Origin of the sequence: Streptomyces sp. NPDC006294 (assembly GCF_042870895.1) — a bacterium.
Classification (GTDB): Bacteria; Actinomycetota; Actinomycetes; order Streptomycetales; family Streptomycetaceae; genus Streptomyces.
In genome coordinates this window covers 165,489-192,016 of sequence record NZ_JBIAHV010000009.1, presented here as the reverse complement: position 1 = coordinate 192,016, position 26,528 = coordinate 165,489, and the positions used below count along the sequence as shown (strand labels likewise).

General features: G+C 72.0%; 24 protein-coding genes and 1 pseudogene. 16 read left to right on the top strand and 9 right to left on the bottom strand.

All coding sequences use genetic code 11. The features are described from left to right. Positions 1–70 precede the first annotated feature (70 nt). A complete protein-coding gene (locus tag ACFYOP_RS18255) occupies positions 71–1,291 on the top strand; it encodes a S1 family peptidase (RefSeq protein ID WP_356894758.1) in 1,221 nt (406 codons plus the stop codon). Positions 1,292–1,355: 64 nt separating this feature from the next. Here the strand turns inward: ACFYOP_RS18255 and ACFYOP_RS18250 are convergent, their stop codons facing one another. From ACFYOP_RS18250 to ACFYOP_RS18240, 3 genes are read right to left on the bottom strand one after another with little or no spacing between them, the layout of a single operon-like run. Continuing rightward, positions 1,356–3,680, bottom strand: coding sequence for an FtsX-like permease family protein (locus ACFYOP_RS18250; RefSeq protein ID WP_356894756.1), 2,325 nt, complete (start codon positions 3,678–3,680; stop codon positions 1,356–1,358). 2 nt (positions 3,681–3,682) lie between these two features. After that, positions 3,683–4,459: an ABC transporter ATP-binding protein gene (locus tag ACFYOP_RS18245; RefSeq protein WP_356894754.1), complete on the bottom strand. Its 777-nt coding sequence runs from the start codon at positions 4,457–4,459 to the stop codon at positions 3,683–3,685. Then, on the bottom strand, positions 4,456–4,962 hold the full coding sequence (locus ACFYOP_RS18240) for a PadR family transcriptional regulator (protein WP_356894752.1): 507 nt from the start codon (positions 4,960–4,962) through the stop codon (positions 4,456–4,458). Before ACFYOP_RS18240 ends, ACFYOP_RS18245 begins: the two co-directional genes overlap by 4 nt. Positions 4,963–5,129: 167 nt before the next feature. Here ACFYOP_RS18240 and ACFYOP_RS18235 point away from each other — a divergent pair, with 167 nt between their 5' ends. From ACFYOP_RS18235 to ACFYOP_RS18215, 5 genes are all read left to right on the top strand, one after another. Next, the gene (locus ACFYOP_RS18235) at positions 5,130–6,401 is read left to right on the top strand and encodes an ABC transporter substrate-binding protein (RefSeq protein WP_356894750.1); all 1,272 of its coding nucleotides are present in this window, start codon (positions 5,130–5,132) and stop codon (positions 6,399–6,401) included. Between the two features lie 214 nt (positions 6,402–6,615). Beyond that, on the top strand, positions 6,616–8,298 hold the full coding sequence (locus ACFYOP_RS18230; protein WP_356894748.1) for a glycoside hydrolase family 13 protein: 1,683 nt from the start codon (positions 6,616–6,618) through the stop codon (positions 8,296–8,298). Positions 8,299–8,324: 26 nt separating this feature from the next. Continuing rightward, positions 8,325–9,662: an ABC transporter substrate-binding protein gene (locus ACFYOP_RS18225; RefSeq protein ID WP_356894746.1), complete on the top strand. Its 1,338-nt coding sequence runs from the start codon at positions 8,325–8,327 to the stop codon at positions 9,660–9,662. Between the two features lie 11 nt (positions 9,663–9,673). Beyond that, positions 9,674–11,035, top strand: coding sequence for an ABC transporter permease subunit (locus ACFYOP_RS18220; protein WP_356894744.1), 1,362 nt, complete (start codon positions 9,674–9,676; stop codon positions 11,033–11,035). Further along, entirely contained in the window at positions 11,032–11,964 is a 933-nt protein-coding gene (locus ACFYOP_RS18215; protein WP_356894742.1) for a carbohydrate ABC transporter permease, read from the top strand. The genes ACFYOP_RS18220 and ACFYOP_RS18215 overlap by 4 nt, the downstream gene beginning before the upstream one ends. Before the next feature lie 839 nt (positions 11,965–12,803). On the opposite strand, the gene ACFYOP_RS18210 is transcribed toward ACFYOP_RS18215, so the two are convergent. Further along, positions 12,804–13,268, bottom strand: coding sequence for a MarR family transcriptional regulator (locus tag ACFYOP_RS18210; protein ID WP_356894740.1), 465 nt, complete (start codon positions 13,266–13,268; stop codon positions 12,804–12,806). Between the two features lie 125 nt (positions 13,269–13,393). Between ACFYOP_RS18210 and ACFYOP_RS18205 the strand changes: the two genes are divergently transcribed. Beyond that, positions 13,394–13,810 (top strand): organic hydroperoxide resistance protein, encoded by a 417-nt coding sequence (locus tag ACFYOP_RS18205; protein ID WP_356894738.1) that lies wholly within the window; start codon positions 13,394–13,396, stop codon positions 13,808–13,810. Positions 13,811–13,941: 131 nt separating this feature from the next. Here the strand turns inward: ACFYOP_RS18205 and ACFYOP_RS18200 are convergent, their stop codons facing one another. The 3 genes from ACFYOP_RS18200 to zapE form a co-directional block, all read right to left on the bottom strand. Next, entirely contained in the window at positions 13,942–15,300 is a 1,359-nt protein-coding gene (locus tag ACFYOP_RS18200) for an alkaline phosphatase PhoX (protein ID WP_356894736.1), read from the bottom strand. 108 nt (positions 15,301–15,408) lie between these two features. Next, a complete protein-coding gene (locus ACFYOP_RS18195; RefSeq protein WP_356894734.1) occupies positions 15,409–15,837 on the bottom strand; it encodes an OsmC family protein in 429 nt (142 codons plus the stop codon). 35 nt (positions 15,838–15,872) lie between these two features. Then, positions 15,873–16,949 (bottom strand): cell division protein ZapE, encoded by a 1,077-nt coding sequence (zapE, locus tag ACFYOP_RS18190; RefSeq protein WP_356894732.1) that lies wholly within the window; start codon positions 16,947–16,949, stop codon positions 15,873–15,875. A 37-nt stretch (positions 16,950–16,986) separates the two neighbouring features. On the opposite strand from zapE, the gene ACFYOP_RS18185 reads away from it, so the two are divergent. The 4 genes from ACFYOP_RS18185 (at position 16,987) to msrB (ending at position 20,350) form a co-directional block, all read left to right on the top strand. Beyond that, on the top strand, positions 16,987–17,826 hold the full coding sequence (locus tag ACFYOP_RS18185) for a pyrimidine reductase family protein (RefSeq protein WP_356894730.1): 840 nt from the start codon (positions 16,987–16,989) through the stop codon (positions 17,824–17,826). 152 nt (positions 17,827–17,978) lie between these two features. Beyond that, positions 17,979–18,449: an indole-3-glycerol phosphate synthase gene (locus tag ACFYOP_RS18180; protein ID WP_356894728.1), complete on the top strand. Its 471-nt coding sequence runs from the start codon at positions 17,979–17,981 to the stop codon at positions 18,447–18,449. Positions 18,450–18,506: 57 nt separating this feature from the next. Continuing rightward, complete coding sequence (murC, locus tag ACFYOP_RS18175) at positions 18,507–19,928, top strand: UDP-N-acetylmuramate--L-alanine ligase (RefSeq protein WP_356894726.1); 1,422 nt, start codon at positions 18,507–18,509, stop codon at positions 19,926–19,928. A gap of 14 nt (positions 19,929–19,942) precedes the next feature. After that, positions 19,943–20,350, top strand: a complete 408-nt coding sequence (gene msrB / locus ACFYOP_RS18170) for a peptide-methionine (R)-S-oxide reductase MsrB (RefSeq protein ID WP_356894724.1) — start codon at positions 19,943–19,945, stop codon at positions 20,348–20,350. Between the two features lie 74 nt (positions 20,351–20,424). On the opposite strand, the gene ACFYOP_RS18165 is transcribed toward msrB, so the two are convergent. Beyond that, complete coding sequence (locus ACFYOP_RS18165; protein WP_356894722.1) at positions 20,425–20,922, bottom strand: peptidylprolyl isomerase; 498 nt, start codon at positions 20,920–20,922, stop codon at positions 20,425–20,427. 238 nt (positions 20,923–21,160) lie between these two features. Between ACFYOP_RS18165 and ACFYOP_RS18160 the strand changes: the two genes are divergently transcribed. Together ACFYOP_RS18160 and ACFYOP_RS18155 are read left to right on the top strand one after the other, a co-directional pair. Beyond that, complete coding sequence (locus ACFYOP_RS18160; RefSeq protein WP_356894720.1) at positions 21,161–21,790, top strand: hypothetical protein; 630 nt, start codon at positions 21,161–21,163, stop codon at positions 21,788–21,790. A gap of 78 nt (positions 21,791–21,868) precedes the next feature. After that, a complete protein-coding gene (locus ACFYOP_RS18155) occupies positions 21,869–22,777 on the top strand; it encodes a hypothetical protein (RefSeq protein WP_356894718.1) in 909 nt (302 codons plus the stop codon). A gap of 41 nt (positions 22,778–22,818) precedes the next feature. On the opposite strand, the gene ACFYOP_RS18150 is transcribed toward ACFYOP_RS18155, so the two are convergent. Beyond that, positions 22,819–23,229 (bottom strand): hypothetical protein, encoded by a 411-nt coding sequence (locus ACFYOP_RS18150; RefSeq protein ID WP_356894716.1) that lies wholly within the window; start codon positions 23,227–23,229, stop codon positions 22,819–22,821. Positions 23,230–23,418: 189 nt separating this feature from the next. Between ACFYOP_RS18150 and ACFYOP_RS18145 the strand changes: the two are divergent. The 3 genes and pseudogenes from ACFYOP_RS18145 to ACFYOP_RS18135 all read left to right on the top strand — a co-directional run. Beyond that, positions 23,419–23,532, top strand: a pseudogene (locus tag ACFYOP_RS18145) (ATP-binding protein); the annotation flags it as partial. Positions 23,533–23,640: 108 nt separating this feature from the next. Next, complete coding sequence (locus ACFYOP_RS18140; RefSeq protein WP_356894714.1) at positions 23,641–24,702, top strand: MoxR family ATPase; 1,062 nt, start codon at positions 23,641–23,643, stop codon at positions 24,700–24,702. Positions 24,703–24,743: 41 nt separating this feature from the next. Further along, positions 24,744–26,510, top strand: coding sequence for a hypothetical protein (locus ACFYOP_RS18135; RefSeq protein ID WP_356894910.1), 1,767 nt, complete (start codon positions 24,744–24,746; stop codon positions 26,508–26,510). Positions 26,511–26,528: the final 18 nt, after the last annotated feature.

Here is a 26,528-nt window from a genome sequence, read left to right as displayed (position 1 = left end):
TCAACGGTCGGACGCGTCCCCCGGTCTGTCGTCGGCAACCGGATTCCGTATCCCCGCAGGAGGCGGCGAGTTGAGTCACAGGCGAATACCCAAGCGAAAGGCTGTGCTTGCAGGGGCGGGGGCGGTGGGCGTCGCCGCGGCCGCCGTGCTGCTGCCCCACGCCAACGCATCGCAGTCCGGCTCCGGTCCCGAGTCGAAGGCCACGGCGAGAACCCTGAGCGCCGCGGCGGCCCAGGACCTGGTCTCGCAGCTCGGTCCCGAGCTCGGTGACGCGTATGCGGGTGCGTACTACGACGCACAGAAGCAGCAGGTCGTCGTCAACGTCAGCGGCGACAGCAACAGCGTGATCGTCCAGGTCAACGAGGCCGGCGCCGTCGCGCGGCCCGTCGAGAACAGCATGAGCGAGCTGAAGTCCGCGGCGGACGCCCTGGCCCGCGAGGCCACCGTCCCGGGCACGGCCTGGGCCGTCGACCCCAGGACCAACCGGCTGCTGGTCACCGCGGACCGCACGGTCACCGGTGACGGCTGGAACCAGCTGCGGTCCGCGGTCACGTCCCTGGGCGACGGCATGGCCCGTATCCAGAAGACGGCGGGCGAGTTCAAGCCCTTCCTGGAGGGCGGCGACGCCATCTTCGGCGGCGGATCGCGCTGTTCCGTCGGCTTCAACGTGACCACCGGCGACGGACGGCCCGGCTTCCTCACCGCCGGACACTGCGCCGTCGCCGACGACCAGTGGTCCGAGGAGCAGAACGGCGCCCCGATCGGCACGGTGCAGGCGGCGACCTTCCCCGGCGAGGGCGACTTCGCCCTCGTCACCTACGACGACCCCGCCACCGAGGCCCCCGGCACCGTCGACCTCGGCAACGGACAGACGCTGGACATCGGGCGCGCGGACGACGCGGCGGTCGGCCAGGAAGTGTTCCGCATGGGCAGCACCACCGGCCTGAGGAGCGGTCAGGTCATCGGTCTGAACGCCACGGTGAACTACCCGGAGGGCACGGTCACCGGTCTCATCCAGACCGACGTGTGCGCGGAGGGCGGTGACAGCGGCGGTGCCCTGTTCACCCGCGACGGCAGCGCGATCGGGCTGACCTCGGGCGGCAGCGGTGACTGCGCGTCGGGCGGCGAGACGTTCTTCCAGCCGGTGACGACGGCCCTGGCGGCGGTCGGCGCGCGGCTCGGCGAGACCGACGGCGGCGACCAGGGGCAGGATCAGGGGCAAGGCGGTCAGAACCAGGACGGCCAGGATCAGGATCAGGGCCAGGACCGGGACGGCTTCGGCGGCAACTGAGCCCCGGCGTCTCCCCCCACCCGTCCGGGGGCGTGCGGCACTCCGCACGCCCCCCGACGCGTGCTCAGAGCGTCTCGCCCAGCGAGTCCGCCAGCCGCCGCCGCGCCGTCCGCGTCGCCGGCAGCGAGGCCGCCGCCACCGCCCCCACCACGGCGCCGGCCACGACCCCCACCAGCACCGGCCACGGCGGCAGGTGGGCGATGCCCGCTCCCATTCCGCTGGAGCTGCCCTGGGCGTCCACCAGCCACACCCCGGTCAGTGCGCCGAGTGTGGTCCCCGCGACGGCCGCCACCAGCGCCGTCAGCCCGGCGCCGATGACGATGACCGAGCCGATCTGGCGGGGCGTCAGCCCGATCGCCTTCAGCGCGAGCAGGTCCCGGCCCCGGTCGCGCACCCCGGTGCCGATCAGTGTCAGCAGCTCGGTCAGCCCGATCAGGGCCAGTACGGCGATCAGGGCCGCGATCACCCCGCGCGCCGGTTCCAGCCGGTCCGCGGGGTTCGGCGTCTCACGGATCTCCAGCGTGCCGCCCGCCGCCTCGTCGAGCGCGGCCCGTACCGCCCGCGGGTCCGCGTCGCCGGCCAGAACCAGCGCGTGGAAGTCGGGGCGCAGCTGCGGATCGCGGTCCCGCAGGGCGTCGAGGGTGGTGGAGACGACCCGTCCGCCGGACTCGGGTTCGATGCTGCGGCCCACGATGTGCAGGATCTGCGGCCGGCCCTCGACCGTCATCCGCACCCAGTCCCCGACCCGCACGCCCAGCAGGTCCAGCAGTCCCTGTCCGGCGACCGCCTCGTCCGCGCCGCGGGCCGTGCGGCCCTCGGCGACCGCGGACGGATACGGGTCCTCGGTGGTGCCGAGCCCGCGCAGGGTGATGGTGCCGGTCTGCCCGGGGACCAGGGCGGCCATCTCGGCGCCGGGATGGACGGCGGCCACCTCCGGCACCCCGGCCAGGGTCCGCAGCAGCTCGTCCTCCGTGGGCCCGCCGGGCTGCTGCGCCCGTACGGTCAGTGCCGCGGGCAGTCCCATCTCGGCGGGCCTGGAGCGGAACTGGTCGAGTGTGGACCAGGCCACCAGCGCGACCGTGATCAGCACCAGCGGCAGCGCGAGACGTCCCACGGCGACGGCCGTACGCCCCCGGCGGGAGAAGGCCGAGCGCCAGCCGAGGACCAGGGCCGGCGGCACCCGCATCCCCAGGGCCCGCCGGCCGAGCACGGTCATCGGCGCGGCCGACGGCTGGGCGGCCCGGGCCACCGGGACCGGCGGGACGCGGCCGGCGCGCCAGGCCGCGAGCCCGGTCGCGGCCGCGATCAGCAGGACCGCGCCGCACGGCACACCGATCATGAGCGCCGCGTATCCGGGCAGGTCCTGCCAGAGGGCCGCCGCGTCGCCGATCCGCCCCGGTATCCGTGCCCCGAGGAGGGCGATCGCCGCCGTCCCGAGGGCGACGCCGAGCAGGGCGAACGCCAGATGCTGCACCAGGAAGCCGCGCACCACCTGCCCCGGGGTGAAGCCCACCGCCTTGAGGACGGCGATGTCCCGCAGCTGTCCGCGGACCCGGGCGCCGATCGCCCCGGACGCGGCGAGGGCGGCCGCCAGCAGCGCGCCGAGCCCGAAGACGGCGAAGAGCTGGCCGAGCAGCCGGTCGTCGCCGCCGGCCTCCGCCCGCGCCTGCTGCCATTTGGTGACCTGGTCGACCCGGTCGGCGCCGAGCAGGGTCACCGCCCGCTGGACCATGAAGTCGGTGTCGCCGGCGTCGTCCAGCCGCAGTCCCACGCTCTGCCCGGCGCCGCCGGGCGCGAGGGAGTCGAGGGTGTCCGGCAGCACCCAGCCGATGCCGGGACCGCCGCCCGGCCGGTAGGCGGGTTCCGCCGCCTCGGCGACGCCGGTCACGCGCAGGGTGCGCGGCGCGCCGTCCTGCCCCGTGACCCGTACGGCGTCGCCGGGCTCGGCCCACAGCGCCCGGGCGACCGAGCTCTCCAGTACGACGGTGCCCGTCGCGCGGCCGCCGTCGGGCGGCGCGAGCCAGCTCCCGGCGGTCACGAGCGGCCGTGCCACCTCCGGCGGGCGGGTCTCCGCGGCGCGCAGCGTCACCGCGGCCCGCGCGCCCTGCGACTCGACGGTGGTGGCGGCGGTCGGGAACGGGCCGGAGAGACCGGCGACGCCGTCGAGGTCCGCGAGGGCGGCGGTGTCGGCGCCGGCCCGGGTCTGCAGCCAGATGTGCGCGCCCTGGGACTGGTTGAAGATCCGCTGCCACGGGTTGGCGGCGTAGCTGAACAGCGCGCCCGCGAGCAGCAGCGAGGCGATGATCCCGGCGCTGGCGAGGACGACGAACAGGGCCTCGCCGCGGTGTGCGCGGAAGTCGGCGTGCGCCCAGCGCAGAGTGGCCCGCACGGTCAGTCCTTCAGTTCGAGCACGCCGGACACCCCGCCGCCCGGGCCGCGGCGTCCGGCGCCGAGCTCGGCGTCGTCCGCGATCCGCCCGTCGAAGAAGCTGATGACACGGTCGGCGGCGCTGGCCATCCGGGCGTCGTGGGTGACCATCACGATCGTCTGGCCGCGCTGGTGGAAGCGGGAGAGCAGCCGGAGCACCTCCCGGGTGCCCTTGCTGTCGAGGCTGCCGGCGGGTTCGTCGGCGAGCAGCAGCGCGGGGTGGTTGACCAGGGCCCGGGCGAGCGCGACGCGCTGCTGCTCTCCGCCGGAGAGCTCGCCGGGCATGGACTTCTCGCGGCCCTCGAGGCCGAGCTCGGCGAGGAGTTCGGCACGGGAGTCGCGGGCGGCCCTGGGGGAGGCGCCGGCGAGCAGCGCGGGCAGTTCGACGTTGTCGGCGACGGTGAGGTTGGAGACCAGGTTGAAGAACTGGAAGACGACGCCGATGTGGCGCCGCCGCAGCACCGCCCAGCGGGCCTCGCGGTACTCGTCGACCCGCCGGCCGTCGAGCCACAGCTTCCCGCTGTCGGCCCGCTGGAGGCCGCCGATGAGATGGAGCAGCGTCGACTTGCCCGCGCCGGAGGGGCCGGTGACGGCGACGAACTCGCCGGGCCGGACGGTCAGGTCGACGCCGCGCACGGCGTGCACCGGGGCGCCTTCGCCGTGGTGCGTCTTGGTCAGACCCTCGGCCCGGACGATCGGCGCGGCGCCGGCGTCGCCCGGAAGGGCCGCGGTGTCGCTCATTCCAGCTCCTCCTGGCAGCGCTCCAGCCAGTCGAGGTCGGCCTGCAGATGCAGCATGGCTCCCTCGATCAGCAGCTGGGAGATCCTGTTGTCACGGTCCTCCGCGGCGGCCAGTTTGGACAGGTCCCGCATGGTGTTGAGGTACTGCCGCCGCTGGTTGTTGATCAGGGCGACCGGATCGGCCAGTCCCGACCGGGGGGCGAGTGCGAGTTTCATGAAGAACTCGTCCCGTACCCGCGGCTCGTCCGTGGTCTCCTCGAACCAGGCCTGCACCGCCTCACGGCCGGCGTCGGTGAGCCGGTACGTGCGCTTGTTGGGCCGGCCCGACTGCTCGACGTCCTCGCCGTCGATCAGACCGCTCTTCTCCAGTCGGCCCAGGGTCACGTAGATCTGGCCGACGTTCGGCTGAGGGTACGCGGCGCCGAGGAGCTGTTCAAGGTCCTGCTTCAGCTCGTAGCCGTGCGCGGGGCCACGGGTCAGGAGTGCCAGGAGCGGCAGCCGCACGCGCTCCCCTCCCTCCCGCTGACATGGTTTCCTGTTGCCCTGGCCGCGGCGTGTGTTCTGTGGCACGCGCCTCGTCCGCCTGGACGTCTAGTATCGCCCATGCCTAACGGGTATATATAGGCCGCGATACTCGGCAGCGCAGCCGGATCGTGCACTGGGAGGAACCTATGCGGTGGATGCGTGCCGCGGGTAGGGGACTCCTGGTCGCGGCGGTGGTACTGGCCGGCTACGCGGGTTCCGGCTCCACCGGCCGGGGCGCGGACCCGGAGGGGCGCGGGCCCATGACGCTCGTGACGGCGGGCGATCTGACCGACTATCTCTCGCCGCTGCTCGACGACTGGAACCGCGGCCACCCCGACGAGCGGGTGACCCTGGTCGAACTGCCGGACTCGGCGGACGAGACCCGGGCGCAGATGATCAGCGAGCTGCGCTCCGGCAGCGACCGGTTCGACGTGCTGAACATCGATGTGGCGTGGACGTCCGAATTCGCCGCGGCGGGCTGGATCTCCCCGCTGCAGCGCGACCGCTTCCCGCTGAAGAGCTTCCTGCGGCCGGTGGTCGACACCGCCACCTTCGACGGGCGGCTGTACGCGGTCCCGTACGTCACCAACGCCGGACTGCTCTACTACCGCAAGGACGTCCTCGACCGGGCGGGCGAGAAGCCGCCGCGCACCTGGGCCGAACTGGCCCGCCAGGCACGCACCATCGCTCCCCGGCAAGGTCTCGACGGCTACGCGGGCCAGTTCCTGCCATACGAGGGACTGACCGTCAACGTCGCGGAGGCCGTGCACTCGGCCGGCGGGTCGATCCTGCGGGACGACGGCGACCGGGTCACGGTGGACTCCGCCGCCGCCCGCGAGGCGCTCACCTTCCTGGCGGACGGAGTGCGGGAGGGCTGGATTCCCCGCGAGGCGCTGCGCTACAAGGAGGAGGAGTCCCGGCAGGCGTTCCAGGACGGGAGGCTGCTCTTCCTGCGCAACTGGCCGTACGTCTACTCCGACGCGAGCGCCGAGGGCTCGAAGGTCGCGGGAAAGTTCGGCGTGGTGCCGCTGCCCGGACCGGACGGGCCGGGCACCAGCGTGCTGGGCGGCTCCAACCTGGCCGTGAGCAGCCACTCCCGCCATCCGGCCTCCGCCGCCGACCTGATCGCCTACCTCACCAGCGAGCCCGTCCAGCGCCAGGTCCTCACCGAGGGCTCCCTGCCGCCGGTCCGTGCCGAGCTGTACGAGGACCCGGAGCTGGTGCGGGCCCATCCCTATCTGCCGACGCTGCGCCAGAGCGTGCTGTCGGCGGTGCCGCGCCCCAAGAGCCCGCGCTACGACCAGGTGAGCCTGGCCGTGCAGGCGGTGGCGCAGGACGTCATGGCGCTGCGCCAGACGCCCGAAGAGGCGGTGGCGCGGCTCGCGCGGGAACTCGCCGCGATCTCCCGCGGGGGCTGACCCGGTCACTTCGTCCTCTCCTCAGAGCTCCTACCTACATGTTAGGTAGGAGCTTCTGCTTTTGATCCCTGCATTACGGGACAAACCCCCCAACCTGATGGCAGTTTCCGGACACACCGTTGACACCTTCCAGTCGCTGCTACTTAACATGCATGCATAACAGCGCACCCGATCCGGGGCGCCCTCGCATCCAGCAGAAACAGGTCGACGCGAGATGCTCAGCACGCTTCCGGCCGCCATCGGCGACCCCTCCCGCCCCGCCACCGCTCCCGATCCCTGGTGGCGCGATGCGGTGATCTACCAGGTCTACGTCCGCAGTTTCCTCGACAGCACCGGGGACGGCATCGGCGACCTGGCAGGCGTACGGGCCGGGCTTCCCTATCTCCGGAAGCTCGGCGTCGACGGCATCTGGCTCAGCCCGTTCTACCCGTCCCCGCAGCACGACCACGGCTACGACGTCGCCGACTACACCGGTGTCGACCCCGTATACGGCGACCTCGCCGAATTCGACCGGCTGATGGCCGACGCCCGCCGCCTCGGGCTCCGGCTGCTGCTCGACATCGTCCCCAACCACTGCTCCAGCGAGCACCCGTGGTTCCGCGCGGCGCTCGCCGCCGGTCCCGGCGGCGCCGCCCGCTCCCGCTTCCACTTCGCGCCCGGCCGCGGCCCCGGCGGGGACGAGCCCCCCAACAACTGGCGCGCCATGTTCGGCGGCTCCGCCTGGAGCCGCGTCACCGAGCCCGACGGCACCCCCGGAGAGTGGTACCTCCACCTGTTCACCCCGGAGCAGCCGGACCTCAACTGGCGCGACCCGGCCGTCGGCGACGACTTCGAGCAGGTGCTGCGCTTCTGGCTGGACCGCGGCGTCGACGGCTTCCGCATCGACGTCGCCGCCGGCCTCTTCAAGCACCCCGCGCTGCCCGACTCCGACGACCCGGAGGCCGACGAGCGGTCCCGCGACTCGGTCAACCCGCTCGCCTGGAACCAGCCAGAGGTCCACGACGTGTGGCGCCGCTGGCGCGCGGTGTGCGACGAGTACGCCGAACGGGACGGCAGGGACCGGCTCCTCGTCGGAGAGGTCTCCGTACCCACCGCACGCGAACACGCCGACTACGTCCGCCCCGACGAACTGCACCAGGCCTTCTTCTTCGACCTGCTCTCCGCCCCCTGGGACGCGGACGCCTTCCGCTCGACGATCGACGAGGCGATACGCGACATCGCCGGCACCGGCTCGACCGTCACCTGGGTCCTCAACAACCACGACCAGGTCCGCACCGTCACCCGGTACGCGGGCGAGCCCGGCGTGGAGGGCAGCGGCCTCGGCGCCGCCCGCGCCCGCGCCGCCGCCCTCCTGATGCTCGCTCTCCCCGGCGCCGCCTACGTCTACCAGGGCGAGGAGCTCGGCCTCCCCGAGGTCCTCGACCTGCCGGACGAGGTGCTGACCGACCCGATCTTCCACCGCACCGGCAGCCGCAAGCGCATCCGCGACGGCTGCCGCGTTCCACTGCCCTGGTCCGGCCACGCTTCCCCGTTCGGCTTCAGCCAGGGCGCGGCCGGGGCCCGGCCGTGGCTCCCGCAGCCCGAGTGGTTCGCGGAACACGCCACCGACCGGGCCCTGGCCGACACCCGCTCCTTCTGGCACCTCTACCGCGACGGTCTGCAACTGCGCCGCAGCCTGCCGCAGCTCGGCGAAGGCACCCTGCGCTGGCTGGACGCGCCCGCACAGGTGCTGGCCATGGCCCGCGGCGACGGGCTGATCTGCGCCGTCAACTTCGGCACGGACCCGGTGCCCGCCCCTGTGACCGGAACCCCCCTGCTCGCCAGCGGCCCCTGCCCCGACGGTGTGCTCCCCGGAGCGACCGCCGCCTGGTGGACCGGCGACCACCCCGTCTCCTGACCCTCACCCCTGGAAGGACCCTCACCATGCGAAGCACCAGCAGAAGGACCACCCTGCGCACGACGGCCGCGGCCTCCGCCGTACTCGGCCTCACCCTCGGCGCCACCGCCTGCGGCGGCAGCACCACCGGACCCGCGAGCGGCGGCGAACTCAGCGGCAAGACCGTGACCGTCGCCGGCGTGTGGACCGGCAGCGAGCAGAAGAACTTCAAGAAGGTGCTCGACGCCTTCAGCGAGAAGACCGGCGCCAAGACCGTCTTCGTCCCCTCCGGTGACAACGTCTCCACCTTCGTCGGCAGCAAGATCGAGGGCGGCAACGCCCCCGACGTCGTGATGGTGCCCCAGGTCGGCGTCCTCCAGCAGTTCGCCAAGGAGGGCTGGCTCAAGCCGCTGTCCGACGAGACCGCCAAGACGGCCACCGCCGGGCTCGCCCCCGTGTGGAAGAACTACGGCACCGTCGACGACACCTACTACGGCCTCTACTTCAAGGCCGCCCACAAGTCGACCGTCTGGTACAGCCCCGAGGCGTTCACCCAGGCCGGCGTCAGCGCGCCCAAGACGTACGCCGACCTCCTCAAGACCGGCCACACCCTCGCCGACTCCGGCCGTCCCGCCTTCGCGGTGGCCGGTGAGGACGGCTGGACGCTCACCGACTGGTTCGAGAACATCTACCTCTCCCAGGCCGGCCCCGAGAAGTACGACCAGCTCGCCCAGCACGAACTGAAGTGGACCGACGAGAGCGTCGTCAAGGCGCTGACCACCCTGGGTGAACTGTTCAAGGACGACCAGCTCGTCGCGGGCGGCGCGAAGTCCGCGCTGCAGACCGACTTCCCGGCCTCCGTCGAGCAGGTCTTCGGCCCCGAGCCCAAGGCGGGCATGGTCTATGAAGGCGACTTCGTCGGCGGCATAGCCAAGGACGAGTTCGGCCGCAAGCTCGGCGAGGACGCCGACTTCTTCCCGTTCCCCGCGGTCGACGGCGGCAAGGCCCCCGTGGTCAGCGGCGGAGACGCGGCCGCCGTCCTCAAGGACGGCAAGAACAGCGAGGCCGGCATGAAGCTCCTCGAGTTCCTCGCCACCCCGGAGGCGGCCGAGATCTGGGCCGGCGCCGGCGGGTTCCTGTCGCCCAACAAGAACGTCAGCCTCGACGCGTACGGCGACGACACCACCCGCTCCACCGCCGAATCCCTCATCGCCGCGGGCAACTCGGTCCGCTTCGACATGTCCGACCAGGCGCCGGCCGCGTTCGGCGGCACCAAGGGCGCGGGCGAGTGGAAGCTCCTCCAGGACTTCCTGCGCGACCCGTCCGACCCGAAGGCCACCGCCGCCAAGCTCGAGGCCGCGGCCGCCAAGGCGTACGGGAACTGAGGCACACCGCCATGGCCGACACACTCAAGGCGCGGGCCCCCGGGACCCGCACCCCCCACTCCGGCGCCGCGCCCGACCCGCGGCGCCGGGCCCAGCGCAGAAAACGCCGCCTCGCGGTCCTCTTCGTCCTGCCGGCGCTGCTGCTCCTCGGGGCGCTCGTCGTCTACCCCGTCGTCTTCTCCGTCGGGCGCAGCCTGTTCGACGCCAGCGGCGAGCAGTTCGTCGGCGCGGCGAACTACACCGAGATCTTCCAGGACCCCGCCACCCTCAAAGCCATCCGCAACAGCACCATCTGGGTCGTCGTCGCACCCGTCCTGCTGACCGGCCTCGGCCTGATGCTGGCCGTCCTCACGGAGAAGGTGCGCTGGGCGACCGCCTTCAAGCTGGTGCTCTTCCTGCCCATGGCGGTCTCCTTCCTCGCCGCGGGCATCATCTTCCGCCTCGCCTACGAGCAGGACCCCGACCGCGGTGTGATCAACGCGGCCGTGGTCGCCGTCCACGACTCCTTCGAGGACCCCGCCGCCTACCCGACGGCCCGCGTCCGCGAGAACCAGGGGCTGGCCGGAACGGCCGGCGGCCCGTACACCACGACGGAGGCCGTCCGCCCCGGCGGCTCGGTCACCCTCGGCTTCGTCGGCGTGGCACCCGACGCGATTCCGTCGCAGGCGCGGGCCGCCGCCGCGCCGAGCCCCGCGGCGGACGAGATCGGCGGCGTCGCCTACCTCGACTTCGCCCCGGGCGGCAGCGGCACCCAGGGCAAGGTCGACCCGGCGGAGAAGGGCCTGCCCGGCATGACCGTCGAGGCCGTACGCGACGGGAAGGCCGCGGCCACCACGACCACCGCCGCCGACGGCTCGTTCAGCTTCACGGGCCTCGCCGACGGCGCATACACCGTCCGGCTGCCCGCCTCGAACTTCGCCGCGCCCTACCAGGGCGTGAACTGGCTCGGGCCGGCGCTGGTCACCCCGGCCATCATCGGCGCGTATCTGTGGGTGTGGACCGGCTTCGCGATGGTGCTCATCGGCGCCGGACTCGCCGCGATCCCGCGCGACGCGCTGGAGGCGGCCCGGATGGACGGCGCCTCCGAGGGCCAGATCTTCCGCAAGATCACCGTGCCGCTGCTGGCGCCCGTGCTCACGGTCGTCTTCGTGACACTGGTCATCAACGTGATGAAGGTCTTCGACCTCGTCTACATCATCGCGCCCGGACCGGTCCAGGAAGAGGCCAACGTCCTCGCCACCCGCATGTGGCTGGTGTCCTTCGGCGGCGGCAACGACCAGGGACTCGGCAGCGCCCTGAGCGTGCTGCTGCTCCTGCTGGTCGTCCCGGCCATGATCTTCAACGTCCGGCGCTTCCGAAGGAGCCGATCATGAGCGGCCGCACCACCGTCGAGCGCCGGCCGGCCGACCGGGCCGCCGCCGTCCGGCCCGTCCCCCTGCCGCCGCCCACCGCCCGCCGCCGCAAGAGCCGGCTCACCGCCTGGCTGGGCAACGGAGCGGTCCAGGCCGTGCTCGTCCTGGTCGCGCTTGTCTGGATCACACCGCTGGCGGGCCTGTTCCTCTCCTCGATGCGCTCCGAGCGGGACAACGCGTCCGACGGCTGGTGGACGGCGCTGACCGACCCCTCGCAGCTGTCCCTGGACAACTACACGGCGCTCTTCGAGGACTCCGGCATCGGCGAGGCCTTCTGGAACACGGTCCTCATCTCGGTGCCCACGACCCTCCTGGTCGTCGGCATCGCGGCCCTCGCCGGATACGCCTTCGCCTGGCTGGACTTCCCCTTCCGCGACGGGATCTTCCTGGTCGTCGTCGGTCTGCTGGTCGTGCCCGTCCAGATCGGCCTGCTGCCGGTCGCCAAACTGTTCGGCACGATCGGCCTGTTCGGGACGGTCGCGGGCGTCGTGCTCTTCCACGTCGCCTACGGTCTGCCGTTCGCGGTCTTTCTGCTCCGGAACTACTTCGCCGAGATCCCGCGGGAGATGCTGGAGGCCGCGCGGATGGACGGCGGCTCGGAGTGGCGCATCTTCTCCCAACTGGTCCTCCCCCTCGGCCGCCCGGCCCTCGCGAGCCTGGCGATCTTCCAGTTCCTGTGGGTGTGGAACGACATGCTCGTCGCGCTCCTCTTCGCGGACAGCGAGTCCCAGCCGCTGACGGTGGCCCTCCAGTCCCAGATGCGCCAGTTCGGCAGCAACATCGGCGTCCTGGCGCCGGGGGCGTTCCTGTCGCTGGTGGTCCCGCTGGTGGTCTTCTTCGCCTTCCAGCGGCACTTTGTGCAGGGCGTGATGGCGGGGTCGGTGAAGTAGGGGCGCGTGCGGGGTGGGGTCCGCTGTGCGGGGCGTGTTCCCCTACCCGCCCCTTCCCGAACCGGGGCCTCCGCCCCCGGGCCCCTGACCGCCCTCCGGGCGGGCGGGCCGGGCTTCGCCCGGTCCCGGTACCGCCCTTCGGGCGGTGGCCTCAATCTCCCCTTACGACCTGGCGGCCGTGGGCGGGGGCGCCTCCCACGCCGCCAGGCGTAGGGGAGTACCCCCAGGCCGGGCTGGAAATGCCGCTGCGCGGCAACCAGCCCGCCGGGCAAGCCTGACTTCGCTGCGCGCAAGCAGGGGCGCCCACGGGGGCACATCCAGCCCCGCCCGCGCCCGAGGCCCCGACCCGGCACGGAACCGGGCGCATCCAGCCTCGCTGGGGGCGCTCCGCCTACGCCTGGCGGCATGGGAGGTACCTCCACCCACGGCCGCCAGGCCGTAGGGGGAGATTGAGGCGCGGGGTTCGGGGCGGAGCCCGACAGGACCGGCAAGTTCCAGTCCCGCTGGGGGCGCTCCGCCTACGCCTGGCGGCATGGGAGGTACCTCCACCCACGGCCGCCAGGCCGTAGGGGGAGATTGAGGCGCGGGGTTGGGCGGAGCCCGACAGGACCGGCAAGTTCCAGCTCCCCTGGGACCCTCCCCCTACGCCTGGCGGCGTGGAGGTACCCACGGCCGCCAGGCCGTAGGGGGTGAGGCGCGGGGGTTCGGTGGCGGAGCCTCCCGGAACACCGTGCGGAGCGCGGTACCGGGGCCGGGCGGAGGCCGGGGCGGTGTCGGGGGGCACCGCCCCGGAACCGGGGGCGGAGCCCCCGGTTCCGGGAAGGCCCGCCGCCCAGGCGCTACGCGTGCGCGTCCAGCGTCGTCGTCAGCGCGTCCAGTTCCTCCCGCAGCGCCCGGATCCGCTCCAGCGTCAGCCCCGTCGCCTCCGCGATCCGCCGCGGCGTGCCGAGCGCGCGCTCCCGCAGCGCGCGCCCCGCCGCGGTCGGCCGGGCCGTGACCGAGCGTTCGTCCGCCGCGCTGCGCCGGCGCTCCACGTAACCCGCCGCCTCCAGGCGCTTCAGCAGCGGTGACAGCGTCCCCGAGTCCAGCCGCAGATGTTCGCCGATCTGCTTGACCGGCAGTTCGCCGTGCTCCCAGAGGACCAGCATCACCAGGTACTGGGGGTAGGTGAGCCCCAGCTCCTTCAGTGCTGCCCGGTACACGCCGTTGAAGGCACGCGACGCGGCGTGCAGCGAGAAGCAGATCTGGTGCTCGAGGCGAAGGAACTCATCGTCCGGCACGTCCCGCAGCGTCTTCTTCTCCATGCCACCACCATACCAAGCTGCGCTCCATTGAGTTGTGCGCAACTTAATCGTGTGCTTCTATTTGTGGAGCCGGTTCCTGACCACGACCCGGCCACGACCCCGTCGAGACGAAGAGGGATTCACCCATGGACGCCCTGTACACCGCTGTCGCCACCGCCAACGGCCGCGAAGGCCGTGCCGTCAGCTCGGACGGCCAGATCGACCTGCCGCTCGCCTTCCCCGCCTCCCTCGGCGGCAACGGCCAGGGCACCAACCCCGAGCAGCTCTTCGCCGCCGGGTACGCCGCCTGCTTCGCCAGCGCCATGGGCGCCATCGGCCGCCAGGAGAGGATCGACGTCAAGGACGCCTCGGTGACCGCGGAGGTCAGCATCGGCAAGGACGCCGCCGACGGCGGCTTCGCGCTCTCCGTGATCATGCGGGTCGAGCTCCCCGACCACCTGCAGGGCGAGGCGGGCCAGGACCTGCTGAAGAAGACGCACGAGTACTGCCCCTACTCCAAGGCGACCCGCGGCAACCTCCCGATCGAGATCGTCGTCGAGTAGTCGTTCGGGCAGCCGCCGAGCAGCCGGCCCCTGCCGGGTGGAACCGTCCGACGGTCCCGCCCGGCAAGAGGGCTCCCGGCCGGTACCGCGGCGGCGAGCCCTCGCCCGAAGCGCTCAGCTGTCGCAGCCGCTCAGCACCACGGCCCCGTGACCGCGAACGTCGTGCCGGGCCGGTAGCAGTTCACGTACATCGTGTCGCCGTCCGGCGAGAACGCGACGCCGGCGAACTCGCCCCACTCGGGCTCCTCCGGTGTGCCAATGTTCTGGGCATTCCTTGCCGCCGGATACACCTCGCCGCGCTTGGTCAGCCCGTACACGTGCTGGGCGCCGTTGCCGTCCTCGCAGACCATCAGGCCGCCGCTGGGCGCCAGGCAGATGTTGTCCGGGGACTCGCCGGGCATGTCGATCCCGGTGCCGGGGCCGAAGACGACGACCAGAGTGAGGCGCCGGCGCTGCGGCTCGTACTTCCACACCTGGCCGAAGTGGTCGCCGGCGGAGCCCTCCGAGCTGCGGGCGTAGCTGGAGACGAAGTACACCGATCTGCCGCCCCAGTAGCAGCCCTCCAGCTTCTGGGCGTGGGTGATGCCCTTCGGGCCGAAGTCCTGGAGTCTGATGGGGGTTTGCTTCGCCTGACTGTCCGGTACGGGCACCCATTCGATCCGGTCGAACGACGCGCCGATGTCCTTGATCTCCGACAGGTCCGGCACCCCCGGTACCCGCATGGCCTCCAGTTCGCCGCCCGCGCGGAGTGAACCGGTGCCGCCCAGCGGCTTGTCGGGCAGGAACCGGTAGAAGAGACCGAAGGGGCGGTCGAACGCGTCCTCCGTCTCGTACACGATCCCGCTCTCGGGGTCGACGGCGATCGCCTCGTGCTGGAAGCGGCCCATCGCGGTGAGCGGCACGGCTCCGGTGCGGTGCGGGTCGGCTCCGTCGACCTCGAAGATGAAGCCGTGGTCCTTGGTATAACCGTTGGTGCCGGCCCGGTCCTCGTTCTCCTCGCAGGTCAGCCAGGTATTCCAAGGGGTGGGACCGCCCGCGCAGTTGACGGCGGTGCCGGCGATGGCGACCCGCTCGCCGAGGACCTCGCCCCGGCCGTCGAGTTCGAGGGCCGTGCAGCCGCCCTTGGCCGCGGGGTCGTAGGTCAGGCCCTGGACGGTCGGAACGCCGATTTTGGCGGTGGGGCGGTTCTCGTGGTTGCGGACGAGGTGGATCCGGCCGCGGCGGCCGGGGAGAGCGGCCATGCCGTCGTGATTGGACGGGACCGGGCCTTCGCCGGAGCGCAGTGGGTCGCCCTCGCGGGACAGGACCCGATAGCGGAAACCTTTCGGCAGGTCGAGCAGCCCGTCCGGGTCGGGGACCAGCGGGCCGTACCCGCGGTGACCGCGGGCGGCCGCCGTGCCGGCGAAGAGTTCGGAGAAGGCGCCGGTGAAGGCGATCCCCGCGCCGAGCGCGCCGGTACGGGCGAGAACTTCACGTCGTGATGCGGACATGTGAGGCAACTTCCTGTTGGAGGACAGGAGATGGGACCCGCACGGTGTATCACGCAGAGAACGCGAGACGTAACCGTGCGGGCCACTGTGCCTCGAGGTGCCCGTGTGCTAGGCGAGCGACGCGCTGAGGGTGATCTTCGTTGCCTTCAGCGCCTGGCTGACCGGGCAGTTCTCCTTGGCGACCTCGGCGGTCTTGACGAAGTCCGCCTCGTCCATGCCCGGGACCTCGCCGACGACGGTGAGGTGGATGCCGGTGATGCCCTCACCTGGCTGGAAGGTCACCTCGGCCTTGGTCTCCAGGCGGGCCGGCGGAGTCCCCGCACCGGCGAGGGCGTGCGAGAAGGCCATGTTGAAGCAGCTGGAGTGCGCGGCTGCGATCAGTTCCTCGGGGCTCGTCCTGCCGCTCTCCGCGGGCTCGGTCCGAGCCGCCCAGGTGACCGGGTACTCGCCGATGCCGGAGGAGTCGAGGGTGACGACGCCCTTGCCCTCGAGCAGGCTGCCTTCCCAGACGGTGTGGGCCTGGCGGGTGGTGGCCATGATGGTTCCCTTCAGATCGGGTTACGGCCCCAAACCTACTGCGCCACCAAGGGCTTCGCGTCGCGTGCCAGCGCGGTGAGCCGCGAGATCGCCCGGAAGTACTTCTTCCGGTAGCCGCCGTTCAGCATCTCGTCACTGAACAACTGATCGAACGGCAGGCCGGAGGCGAGCACCGGCACCTCCCGGTCGTACAGCCGGTCCGCGAGCACGACCAGCCGCAGTGCGGTCGACTGGTCGGGCACCGGCCGGACATCGGTGAGGCACACGGCCCGCACCCCGTCGGTGAGCGCCCCGTACCGGCTGGGGTGCACCTTCGCGAGGTGCTCCAGCAGGTGCGGGAAGTCGTCGAGGGACGCCCCCTCCGCGGCGTACGCGGCCCTGGTGACCTGCTCGTCCGAGTACGGAGGAGGGGCCTCGGGCAGCCCGCGGTGGCGGTAGTCGTCGCCGTCGATCCGCAGTGGGCGGAAGTGGGCGGACAGGCCCTGGATCTCGCGCAGGAAGTCGGCGGCGGCGAAGCGGCCCTCGCCGAGCTTGCCGGGCAGTGTGTTGGAGGTGGCCGCGAGCGCCACGCCGGCGTCGACGAGCCGGCGGAGCAGCGAGGAGACGAGGACGGTGTCGCCGGGGTCGTCGAGCTCGAACTCGTCGATGCACAGCAGCCGGTGCCCGCTCAGCGTCTGCACCGTCTGCTGGAAGCCCAGCGCGCCGACCAGGTTCGTCAGCTCCACGAAGGTGCCGAACGCCTTGAGCGACGGTTCCGCGGGGGTGGCGTGCCAGAGCGACGCGAGCAGGTGGGTCTTGCCGACGCCGTAACCGCCGTCGAGATAGACGCCGCGGGGGCCGGCGGGGGCTGCTTTCTTAGGGGTTCTGGCGAACCAGCGCCGCCGGCCGCCGCCGGTGGCGTGCGCCCCGCCGAGGCCGGCGGCGAAGTCGCTCAGCACCTTGACGGCCTCGACCTGGCTGGGCTGCTTCGGGTCGGGCACGTAGGTGTCGAAGCGGACCGAGTCGAAACGCGGCGGCGGCACCATCTCCGCGACCAAGTGGTCGGCGGGGACGTGCGGCTCGCGGGCGCAGAGCGACAGGGGAGCGGCTTCGGTTATCGGACTGGTCGGCACAGTACTCCACTGTAAGGGGCGTGCCAGACTGCACCGTATGCGACGCCTGTTCCCTGTGACCGACCAGACAGCGGCAGCCGACGACCGGGAGTGGTCGCTGGACGAGCTGGCCGCGGCCTACGCGTACCCCGAGCGGGGCATGGCCGCGGGCGGTGAGACGGGCGGCGGCGGCACCCCCGGCCGCGGGGCGGCCGAGGCCCGCAGCGCGGGCGGCGGTGTGTGGCTGCGCGCCAACATGGTCTCCTCGCTCGACGGGGCGGCCCAGCACGACGGCCGCTCGCAGCCGATCTCCTCCGCCGCCGACATGCGGATCTTCGGCACCCTGCGGGGGCTGGCCGACGCCGTGGTGGTGGGGGCCGAGACGGTCCGGCTGGAGGGCTACCGCCCCGCTCGTGCCCGCGACGCCTTCGCGGAGCGCAGGGCCGCCGCAGGACAGGGGCCCGCCCCCGCGATCGCCGTGGTCAGTGCCTCGCTGAACCTGGACTTCTCGCTCCCGCTGTTCACCGAGCCGCTGGTGCCGACCCTGGTGCTGACCGGCGCGGCCGCCTCGCCGGAGCGGATCCACGCGGCGGAGAAGGCCGGCGCGGAGGTGGTCGTCGCGGGCGACGGGCCCGGTGTCGAGCCCGCCAGGGCGGTGCACGCGCTCGCGGAGCGCGGGCTGGTGCGGCTGCTGACCGAGGGCGGCCCGAGGATGCTGGGTCAGTTCGCGGCCGCCGGGGTACTGGACGAGCTGTGCCTGACCGTGTCGCCGACGATGACCGTGGGGGACGCGCAGCGCATCGCGGGCGGGCCGGGGCTGCCCGACCCGGCGCGGTTCGCCCTGGATTCCGTACTGGAGGAGGCCGGATTCCTGTTCACGCGCTACCGGCGCGTCTGACGGCCACGTTCGGCAATTAGCGGAATTGGCCGTTCCGCTTAGCCTGCGGCGGGCACACTTGATTGCGCACGCTCCCCGTGCGGGCACGGGGGAAGGACGGCTGGTCTCCGCAGTACCGCACTATCCGCAGTTTCCGCAGAAGGGCTCCTGAGGTGTTCACAAGCGTATTGATGATCGAGAAGCCCCTGACCTCGGAGGACGTGGAGTTCGTCACCACGCTGCACGGCGAGGAGGGTGTCGCCTTCGTCGTCCTCATGCAGCCGCGCGGGGACCAGGCCGATGTACTGCTGCGCGCCATCGACGACGTCGCCGTCGGTGATCTGAAGGACGCGGTCCGCGAGGGCGAGGAGCCCGCGGGGGCCGAGGCGAAGGCACCCGCCCAGCGGGCACTGGAACACTCGCTCGACGCCCTGCGCGCGGCCGGCTGCGAGGCGGTCGGCCATCTCGTCGAGGACCATCCGCTGAACAAGCTGAAGTCCGTGGTCGACGAGGCGGACGCCGACGAGGTGATCGTCCTGACCGAGCCGCACTACGTCGAGGAGTTCTTCCACCGTGACTGGGCCTCCAGGGCCCGCCACAAGGTCGGCGTCCCGGTCCTGAAACTCTTCGCGCACAGCGAGTAGTCCCACAGGCAATAGGGTGGGCAGCCGCACGTAGTCGTACAGCTTGGGGAGAAGACCATGGCACCCGCCGTTCCCGCCGCCGTTCCCGGCGCGATGGAGCGCCCGCACTTCATCGGCATCGGCGGAGCCGGCATGTCGGGCATCGCGAAGATCCTCGCCCAGCGCGGCGCGAAGGTCGCGGGCAGCGACGCCAGGGACTCGGCGACCGCCGAGGCCCTGCGCGCCCTCGGCGTCACGGTGCACATCGGCCACGCGGCCGGGCACCTGGCCGACGACGCCACGAGCGTCGTCGTCTCCAGCGCCATCCGCGCCGACAATCCGGAACTCGTGCGCGCCGCCGAGCTGTCCGTCCCGGTCGTCCACCGCTCCGATGCGCTCGCCTCCCTGATGACCGGGCTGCGCTCCATCGCCGTCGCCGGCACGCACGGCAAGACCACGACGACCTCGATGCTGGCCGTCGCACTGACCGAACTGGGCCTCGACCCGTCGTACGCGATCGGCGGCGACCTCGAGGGCCCGGGCACCAACGCGCGGCACGGCGCCGGCGACATCTTCGTCGCCGAGGCGGACGAAAGCGACCGCAGCTTCCACAAGTACGACCCCGAGGTCGCGATCGTCCTCAACGTGGAGCTGGACCACCACGCCAACTACGCCTCGATGGACGAGATCTACGAGTCCTTCCAGACCTTCGTCGGCAAGGTCGTGCCGGGCGGCACGCTGGTGATCTCCGCCGACCAGGCGGGCGCCGCCGAGCTCACCCGCCGGGTGCGCGACGTGTCCTCGGTGCAGGTCGTCACCTACGGCGAGTCGGAGGGGGCCGACGTCCGTGTGCACAAGATCACGCCGCGCGGCCTGACCAGCGAGGTCACCGTCCTGCTGAACGGCAGGCTGCTGACCTTCACGGTGTCCGTCCCCGGCCGCCACTACGCGCTGAACGCGGTCGCCGCGCTCGCCGCCGGCACCGCCCTCGGCATCCCCGCGCACAACCTGGCCTCCGCGATCGGCGCGTACACCGGTGTCAAGCGCCGCCTCCAGCTCAAGGGCGAGGCCGCCGGCGTCCAGGTCATCGACTCGTACGCGCACCACCCGACCGAGATGACCGCCGACCTGGAGGCCATGCGCGGCGCGGCGGAGGGCTCCCGGCTGCTGGTCGTCTTCCAGCCGCACCTCTTCTCCCGCACGCAGGAGCTGGGTGCCGAGATGGGTCAGGCCCTGGCCTTCGCGGACGCCTCGGTCGTCCTCGACATCTACCCGGCCCGCGAGGACCCGGTCCCCGGCGTCACCAGCGAACTGATCATCGACGCGGCGCAGGCGGCCGGCGCGGAGGTCACGGCCGTCCACGACAAGGCGACCGTGCCGGACGTGATCGCGGGAATGGCCAAGCCCGGCGATTACGTTCTCACCATGGGCGCGGGAGACGTCACGGATCTCGGTCCGCGGATCCTGGAACGACTCAGCCGGGCCCGGCTGTCGAACTGAGGGAGGCGCACCGAATGGCGTACGACGTGGAGAAGCCCGACGAGCAGTGGCGGGCGGAGCTGACCCCCGCCGAGTACGCGGTCCTGCGCCAGGCCGGCACGGAGCCCGCGTTCGTCGGCGAGTACACGGACACGAAGACCGCCGGCGTCTACTCCTGCCGGGCGTGCGGGGCCGAACTGTTCCGCTCCGACACCAAGTTCGCGTCCCACTGCGGCTGGCCGTCCTTCTACGACCCGAAGGACAGCGACGCGGTCGAACTGGTCTCCGACACCTCCCACGGCATGGTCCGCACCGAGGTGCGCTGCGCGCGGTGCGGCTCCCACCTGGGCCATGTCTTCGAGGGCGAGGGCTACCCGACCCCCACGGACCAGCGGTACTGCATCAACTCCATCTCGCTGCGGCTGGAGCCCGACGAGACGTGACACGAACGCCCAGGGCCCGCCGGCACTCGCCGACGGGCCCTGTCGCGTTTCGCGGGAGAGTCCTGGGGGAGGGGTCAGCCCTCGACGACGCCCGACTTGGCGATGGTGACCTTCGCCGAGGGGGTGCCGGAGCCCGAACCGAGGCCCTCGATCCGCTTCACGAGGTCCATGCCCTCGACGACCTCACCGAAGACGACGTGCTTGTTGTCGAGCCAGTCGGTGACGATGGTCGTGATGAAGAACTGCGAGCCGTTGGTGTTCTTCCCGGCGTTGGCCATCGAGAGCTGACCCGGCTTGGTGTGCTTGAGCTGGAAGTTCTCGTCGGCGAACTTCTCACCGTAGATGCTGCGGCCACCGGTGCCGTTGCCGGCGGTGAAGTCGCCGCCCTGCAGCATGAAGTTGGGGATGATGCGGTGGAACGAGGAGCCCTCGTAGCCGAAGCCGTGCTCGCCCGTGGCCAGCTCGCGGAAGTTCTTGGCGGTCTTGGGGACCACGTCGTCGAAGAGCGCGAAGACGATCCGGCCGGCCGGCTCGTCGTTGATGGTGATGTCGAAGAAGACGTTGCTACTCATTGGCTCATCCTGACATCCGAGGTCCCCCGGACGCACATCCGCCCCGTCCCCGGGCGGCCCGGTTCACCCCGATACCGACACCAGACGCGCCTCGCAGGCGATGATCAGCGTCAGCACGCGGGGTCCGCGGTCGGCGATACGGCCCGGTTCCCGGCCGGAGCCGGGCGGGCCGGCGTGCCACGGCCGTGAGCGGTGAGCGGTGGGTTCCGCGGTCGCGCCCCTGTGCGAGGCTGCGGCCATGACTGTTGAACCGAGCCCGTACGTAAGGCGGTTGCCCATCGGGGAGCGGATACCGTTTCCCGCCGACGGCATCCCGTTCTGGGAGGTCTTCCCCTACGAGGGAGACCTCCGGGTCAAGATCCTGGACGAGCCGACGCTGCCGGAGCCCGGGCGGCAAGGCGAGGCCGGTCCAGAGGAGTGCGGGGCCTGCGGCAGTCCCGACAGCGAGTTCCTGTGGACGGACGAACACTGGCGGCTCACCGCCGACCCGGAACCGGGCGCGCTTCCCGCGATGGTCCTGCTCCAGCCGCGCGGCCACTACGACCTGCACGAACTCCCGCCGGAGCGTGCCGTCGAGCTGGGCGGGATGCTCCAGCGGGTGGAGCGCGCGATCACGTCGCTGGGCGGTGTCGCCCGCGTCCACGTCAACAAGTGGGGTGACGGCGGCGCGCATCTGCACATGTTCCTGATCGCCAGGCCGGAGGGCATGATGCAGCTGCGCGGCAGCTGTCTGCCGCTCTGGGACGACGTGCTGCCGAAGGTCCCGAAGGATGTCTGGCAGGCCCACCAACCGCCACATCGCCGCGGCGATGACGAGGGACGGGGGCGTCGCACACGTCTGACGCGCACGCCTGGCCCGTCAAGGTGACCACCCGACTGTCACACTGGCGGGTGGTCATATGCCAAAGGCGCATTCCGGTGTGTCGGCGGCCCCTACGTTCCGATCATGGTCACTTCCTCACACGAGGCGTCACACCGGATCTTCCAGGACCGCCCGGAACTCCTGGCGCCGGTCTTCCGGATCCTGGGTGTCCCGCTTCCGGCGCCGGCGACGGTGGAGATTCTGTCGCCCGACGCGACGGAGATCCGCCCGCTCGAACGCAGGGTCGACAGCGTGCTCCGCATCCAGCCGGCGGCGGGCAGAGCCGGCGGCTTCCTCCTCGCCATCGAGGCCCAAGGGCGGCGGGACAAGGTCAAGCCGCAGAGCTGGGCGTACTACCTCGCCCACCTCGGCGCGAAATACGAGTGCCCCGTTCTGCTGCTTGTGACGTGCCAGGACCCGGCCACGGCACGCTGGGCCGCAGGGCCCTTCGAGCTGGGGCCCGAGGGCTGGCGGACGGCGCTCGCGGTGCATCCGCTGGTTCTGGGGCCGGACAACATCCCCGTGATCAAAGACGCCGAGGACGCGGCGCGGGATCTCGCACTTGCCGCGTTCTCGGCGATGACACACGCCGCCGACCCGAACGTCACTGCAATACTGGAGGCGCTGGCCTCCGCGATCGGATCCGCCGACGGCGCATCCGCCGACTACTTCACCGAGCTGCTGGAGATCGGCCTGGGCGACAGCCCGGCCCGAACCATCTGGAGGACGTTGATGAGCAGGGGAACCTTCTTTCCCGGCCGGGGCACCATCGTCGAGGAGTCGTACCTCAAGGGCGTCGAAGAGGGACGTGAGGAAGGGCGGGTGGAGGCGCGGGCGGAGATGGTTCTCCGCGTTCTCGAGAAGCGTCAGATCCCGACCCTGGAGAGTACCCGCGACCGCATCGCCGCCTGCACCGACCTCGATAGGCTGGACCGGTGGCTGGACCGGGCGCTCACCGTCACCGAGGCCGAGGACCTGTTCGTGGAGGGCTGAGCCCGAGGTGCTGTGCCAGATGCCGGGAACCGCCCACCGGCTCAGCGAAGCAGCAGGGAGGCGCTGGAGACGAACGCCTCGATCGCTCGTCTCGCTGCGGAATCTCGTGCGTCCCTGTCCGCCTGGTCAGCTGCCTCCGACACCTCCCGGGTGCGCCGGTAGGTCCGCTCGGCCGCGAGGATCACCTCGCGGTCGTCGGTGAGCAGCTTGACCCGGTAGAGCGCTTGCCGGGTCTCCGTCCGGCGGCGGTGCGCTTCGTCCCGCGCCAGGATGAACGTCTCTCCGTCCGGGTCCTCCTGCTTGCGGTACCAGCGGTACGCCTGGCCGTGGCGGTAGTCCTCCGCTGCCGCAGCGAACGCGCTGTACGTGGCTATGCGCTCCTGACGTAGCGCTTCAGCCCGCGTGAACAGCTCGTTGCGCCTGGCAGAGAGGCGCTGGAAGGTGTGCGTCATCACCGAACCCAGCAACGTACCGGCGACCGCCACTGCACTTGTCCAGATAGCTTCCACGCCTCCAGTCGATCACAAAGCAGACTGCTGCACCGGCAGCCTCAGGATTTCCAACTCCGCCCCGGTACAGGCATCCTGGCGAAATGCGGGACCGCCCATGCGCCCACCGCACGTGGAAGGCCGGGGCAGCCGCCGCTCGCCGACGGTGGTCGGGGTCTGCTGCTCGTCGAGGCGCTGGCCGACCGGTGGGCGGTGCTCGACCGCGTGCCGGTGGGCAAGACCGTGCGCGTGGAGCTCGACATGTAGCCGCGGGGCGAGCGAAATTGGGCTGCGCGCGGGCGTCGGCCGCGCCCACACTGGGCGGGCCGCCCGCTCCGGGCAGGCCCGATCTCCCGAGCCCGAAGGAACCTCCGCGTGCAGGCTGCCGTCACCGTCACTCCCGCCCAGATCCCCGAACTGCTCCTGGGACTCGCCACCGTGCGGCCCGTGTTCCTGTGGGGAGCGCCCGGGATCGGGAAGTCGTCGCTGGTGCGGAGGTTCGCGGAGTCGCTGGGGCTGGAGTGCGTCAGCATGCTGGGGACGCAGCTCGCGCCGGAGGACCTGATCGGCGTGCCGCAGATCCGCGACGGGCGGTCGGTGTTCTGCCCGCCGGAGGCCATCGCCCGCGACGAGCCGTACTGCCTCTTCCTGGACGAGCTGAACGCCGCCACCCCCGACGTCCAGAAGGCGTTCTACTCGCTGATCCTCGACCGGCGGATCGGTTCGTACGAGCTGCCCGCCGGGTCGATCGTCATCGGCGCGGGCAATCGCGCCACGGACAACGCGCTGGCGCGGCCGATCGCGTCCGCGCTGGTCAACCGGCTCACCCATGTCCATCTGCGGGCGTCGGCGACGGACTGGCTGGTGTGGGCGGGAGAGCACGGCATCCACCCCTGGGTGACGGACTACCTCACCGACCGCCCCGACCACCTCTGGTCGCAGCCGCCGAAGACCGAGGAGCCGTTCTCCACGCCCCGCTCCTGGCACATGCTCTCCGACGCCCTGCACTCCTTCGGGCCGACCCTGGACGAGGAGACGCTGAAGGTGGTCGTGCACGGCACGCTCACGCCCGCGCACGCCGTCTCCTTCTGCGGCTACGCGAAGATCGTGCGCCACACCTTCGGCATCGAGGCGATCCTCAAGGGCGACGCCTCGTGGCCCACCCGGCTCGAGGACCGGGACCTGCTCTACTACCTCGCCGACGCGTTCCGGGGACGGCTCCTGAAGGACCTGCCCCGGCAGAAGGAACACGTCTCGCCGTCCCTGCGCCAGACCGTCCACCGTGCCAAGTCGCTGCTCGTCCAGCTCGCGGAGATCTCCGTCGAGGTCGCGCAGACCGTCATCGCGGACGACGCCGACGGGCAGCCGGTGCTGCCCGCCTGGTTCCTGGTCGAGGCCGCACGGGACATGCCCCGGCTGGTCGAGGCCCGGCGGTGAAGGCCACGCCGGGCGGGAAGAAGGGCAGGCCGGACCCGGCCATGGAGGCCTTCGCCGCCGGGCTCGCCCTGGTCAAACGGAACCCGGCCTTCGCCGCTGTCGAGGCCGACTTCTGCCGGCAGCACAAGTGCGCCGCGAACCCGGTCGGCGGCCTTGCGGCGGTCGACTCGAACGGCGTTGTCCACGTCCACCCGACCAAACGGGCCGAGCCGTCCGACTGGGCGTGGACCCTGGCGCACTGCCTGCTGCACCTGGGCTTCGGCCATGTGCCCGCGTCCGAGGGCAAGCGGCGTGAGCAGCCCGACCGGTTCGACCTCGCGGCGCGCTGCACCGTCGTCAACCGCTTCCTGCTCACCTTCCCCGTCGGCAGCCCTCCCGCGCACCTCCCGGAGACGTATCCGGGAGGCGACGAGGAGCAGCTCGCGGCCCGCTGGCGCCGCGACGGCATCCCGGCCGCCTACGCACAGTGCGGCACCGCGGGTGACCACCCCGACCAGGTGCTGACGACGTGGCACCGGGGGTGGAACGGCTACGTCCCCGACTGGGAGACCGCCTTCGCGCACGCGCTGACCCGCAGCATGTCCGCCGCCATGGACGTGGCGGGCGGCCGCCGCGACCGGATCACCGGCGAGCGTGTGCCGCAGCGGCCCTGGAACCGGGCGCTGAACTGGTTCGTCTCCTCGTACCCGCTGCTCGGCGGCCTCGCCGCGGGTCTCACCGTCGTCGCCGACGCGGAACTCGCCCGGACGCAGGGCATCGCGATCGCCGCCGTGAGCTCCGTCGCCGGTGAGATCTACGTCAACCCGCTGCGCACCTTCACCGACGAGGAATGGCGCTTCATCCTCGCCCACGAGATGCTGCACGCCGCCCTGCGCCACGGCGAACGCCGCGGCGCCCGCGACCCGTACCTCTTCAACGTCGCCGCCGACTACGTCGTCAACGACTGGCTCGTACAGATGCGGGTCGGCGACATGCCGGTGGGGCTGCTGTACGACCCGGCGCTGAAGGACCTGTCCGTGGAGGAGGTCTACGACCGCATCGCCACGGACCTGCGGCGCAAGCGGCGGCTCGCGACCCTGCGGGGCAAGGGCGCCGGGGACATCCTCGGCGAGCCGCTGCCCCACCCGGCGGCCCGCCCGTACACCGACCTGGACGAGTTCTACCGGCGCGGTCTCATGCAGGGCTTCGACCTGCACCAGCACGGCGAGCGCGGGCTGCTGCCCGCCGGACTGGTCCAGGAGATACGGGCGCTGGCCCACCCGCCCGTGCCGTGGGACGCGCGGCTCGCCCGCTGGTTCGACGAGTACGTGCCCCGGCCCGAGCCCGTACGGACCTACGCCCGCCCCGCCCGCCGGCAGGCGTCCACGCCGGACATTCCGCGCGCGGGGCGCTGGTTCCCGCCCGAGGAGACGCCGCGCTGCACCTTCGGCGTCGTCCTCGACACCTCGGGCTCGATGGACACCGCGCTGCTCGGCAAGGCGCTGGGCGCCATCGCCTCGTACGCCCAGGCGCGCGACGTACCCGCCGCGCGCGTGGTGTTCTGCGACGCGGCGGCGTACGACGCCGGCTGTCTGCCGCCGGCCGAGATCGCCGGCCGGGTCCGGGTGCGCGGGCGCGGCGGGACCGAACTGCAGCCGGGCATCGACCTGTTGCAGCGCGCCGACGACTTCCCGGCGACGGCCCCCGTCCTGGTCATCACCGACGGATGGTGCGACGTCCTGCGCATCCGGCGCGAGCACGCGTTTCTGGTGCCCCAGGGCCGCGCGCTGCCGTTCACGCCCCGGGGTCCGGTCTTCCGGCTGACGTGACGCGGTGGTCGGCGGAAA

Bases quoted from the DNA above. Each gene is read 5' to 3' on its own strand.
- ACFYOP_RS18210 (WP_356894740.1), bottom strand. From the start codon at position 13,268: ATGGAGAAGAAGACGCTGCGGGACGTGCCGGACGATGAGTTCCTTCGC.
- murC (WP_356894726.1), top strand. From the start codon at position 18,507: ATGGCACCCGCCGTTCCCGCCGCCGTTCCCGGCGCGATGGAGCGCCCG.
- ACFYOP_RS18225 (WP_356894746.1), top strand. From the start codon at position 8,325: ATGCGAAGCACCAGCAGAAGGACCACCCTGCGCACGACGGCCGCGGCC.
- ACFYOP_RS18160 (WP_356894720.1), top strand. From the start codon at position 21,161: ATGACTGTTGAACCGAGCCCGTACGTAAGGCGGTTGCCCATCGGGGAG.
- ACFYOP_RS18235 (WP_356894750.1), top strand. From the start codon at position 5,130: ATGCGGTGGATGCGTGCCGCGGGTAGGGGACTCCTGGTCGCGGCGGTG.
- ACFYOP_RS18200 (WP_356894736.1), bottom strand. From the start codon at position 15,300: ATGTCCGCATCACGACGTGAAGTTCTCGCCCGTACCGGCGCGCTCGGC.
- ACFYOP_RS18150 (WP_356894716.1), bottom strand. From the start codon at position 23,229: ATGACGCACACCTTCCAGCGCCTCTCTGCCAGGCGCAACGAGCTGTTC.
- ACFYOP_RS18185 (WP_356894730.1), top strand. From the start codon at position 16,987: ATGCGACGCCTGTTCCCTGTGACCGACCAGACAGCGGCAGCCGACGAC.
- ACFYOP_RS18155 (WP_356894718.1), top strand. From the start codon at position 21,869: ATGGTCACTTCCTCACACGAGGCGTCACACCGGATCTTCCAGGACCGC.
- ACFYOP_RS18230 (WP_356894748.1), top strand. From the start codon at position 6,616: ATGCTCAGCACGCTTCCGGCCGCCATCGGCGACCCCTCCCGCCCCGCC.
- ACFYOP_RS18195 (WP_356894734.1), bottom strand. From the start codon at position 15,837: ATGGCCACCACCCGCCAGGCCCACACCGTCTGGGAAGGCAGCCTGCTC.
- ACFYOP_RS18220 (WP_356894744.1), top strand. From the start codon at position 9,674: ATGGCCGACACACTCAAGGCGCGGGCCCCCGGGACCCGCACCCCCCAC.
- ACFYOP_RS18205 (WP_356894738.1), top strand. From the start codon at position 13,394: ATGGACGCCCTGTACACCGCTGTCGCCACCGCCAACGGCCGCGAAGGC.
- ACFYOP_RS18215 (WP_356894742.1), top strand. From the start codon at position 11,032: ATGAGCGGCCGCACCACCGTCGAGCGCCGGCCGGCCGACCGGGCCGCC.
- msrB (WP_356894724.1), top strand. From the start codon at position 19,943: ATGGCGTACGACGTGGAGAAGCCCGACGAGCAGTGGCGGGCGGAGCTG.
- ACFYOP_RS18135 (WP_356894910.1), top strand. From the start codon at position 24,744: ATGGAGGCCTTCGCCGCCGGGCTCGCCCTGGTCAAACGGAACCCGGCC.
- ACFYOP_RS18165 (WP_356894722.1), bottom strand. From the start codon at position 20,922: ATGAGTAGCAACGTCTTCTTCGACATCACCATCAACGACGAGCCGGCC.
- ACFYOP_RS18245 (WP_356894754.1), bottom strand. From the start codon at position 4,459: ATGAGCGACACCGCGGCCCTTCCGGGCGACGCCGGCGCCGCGCCGATC.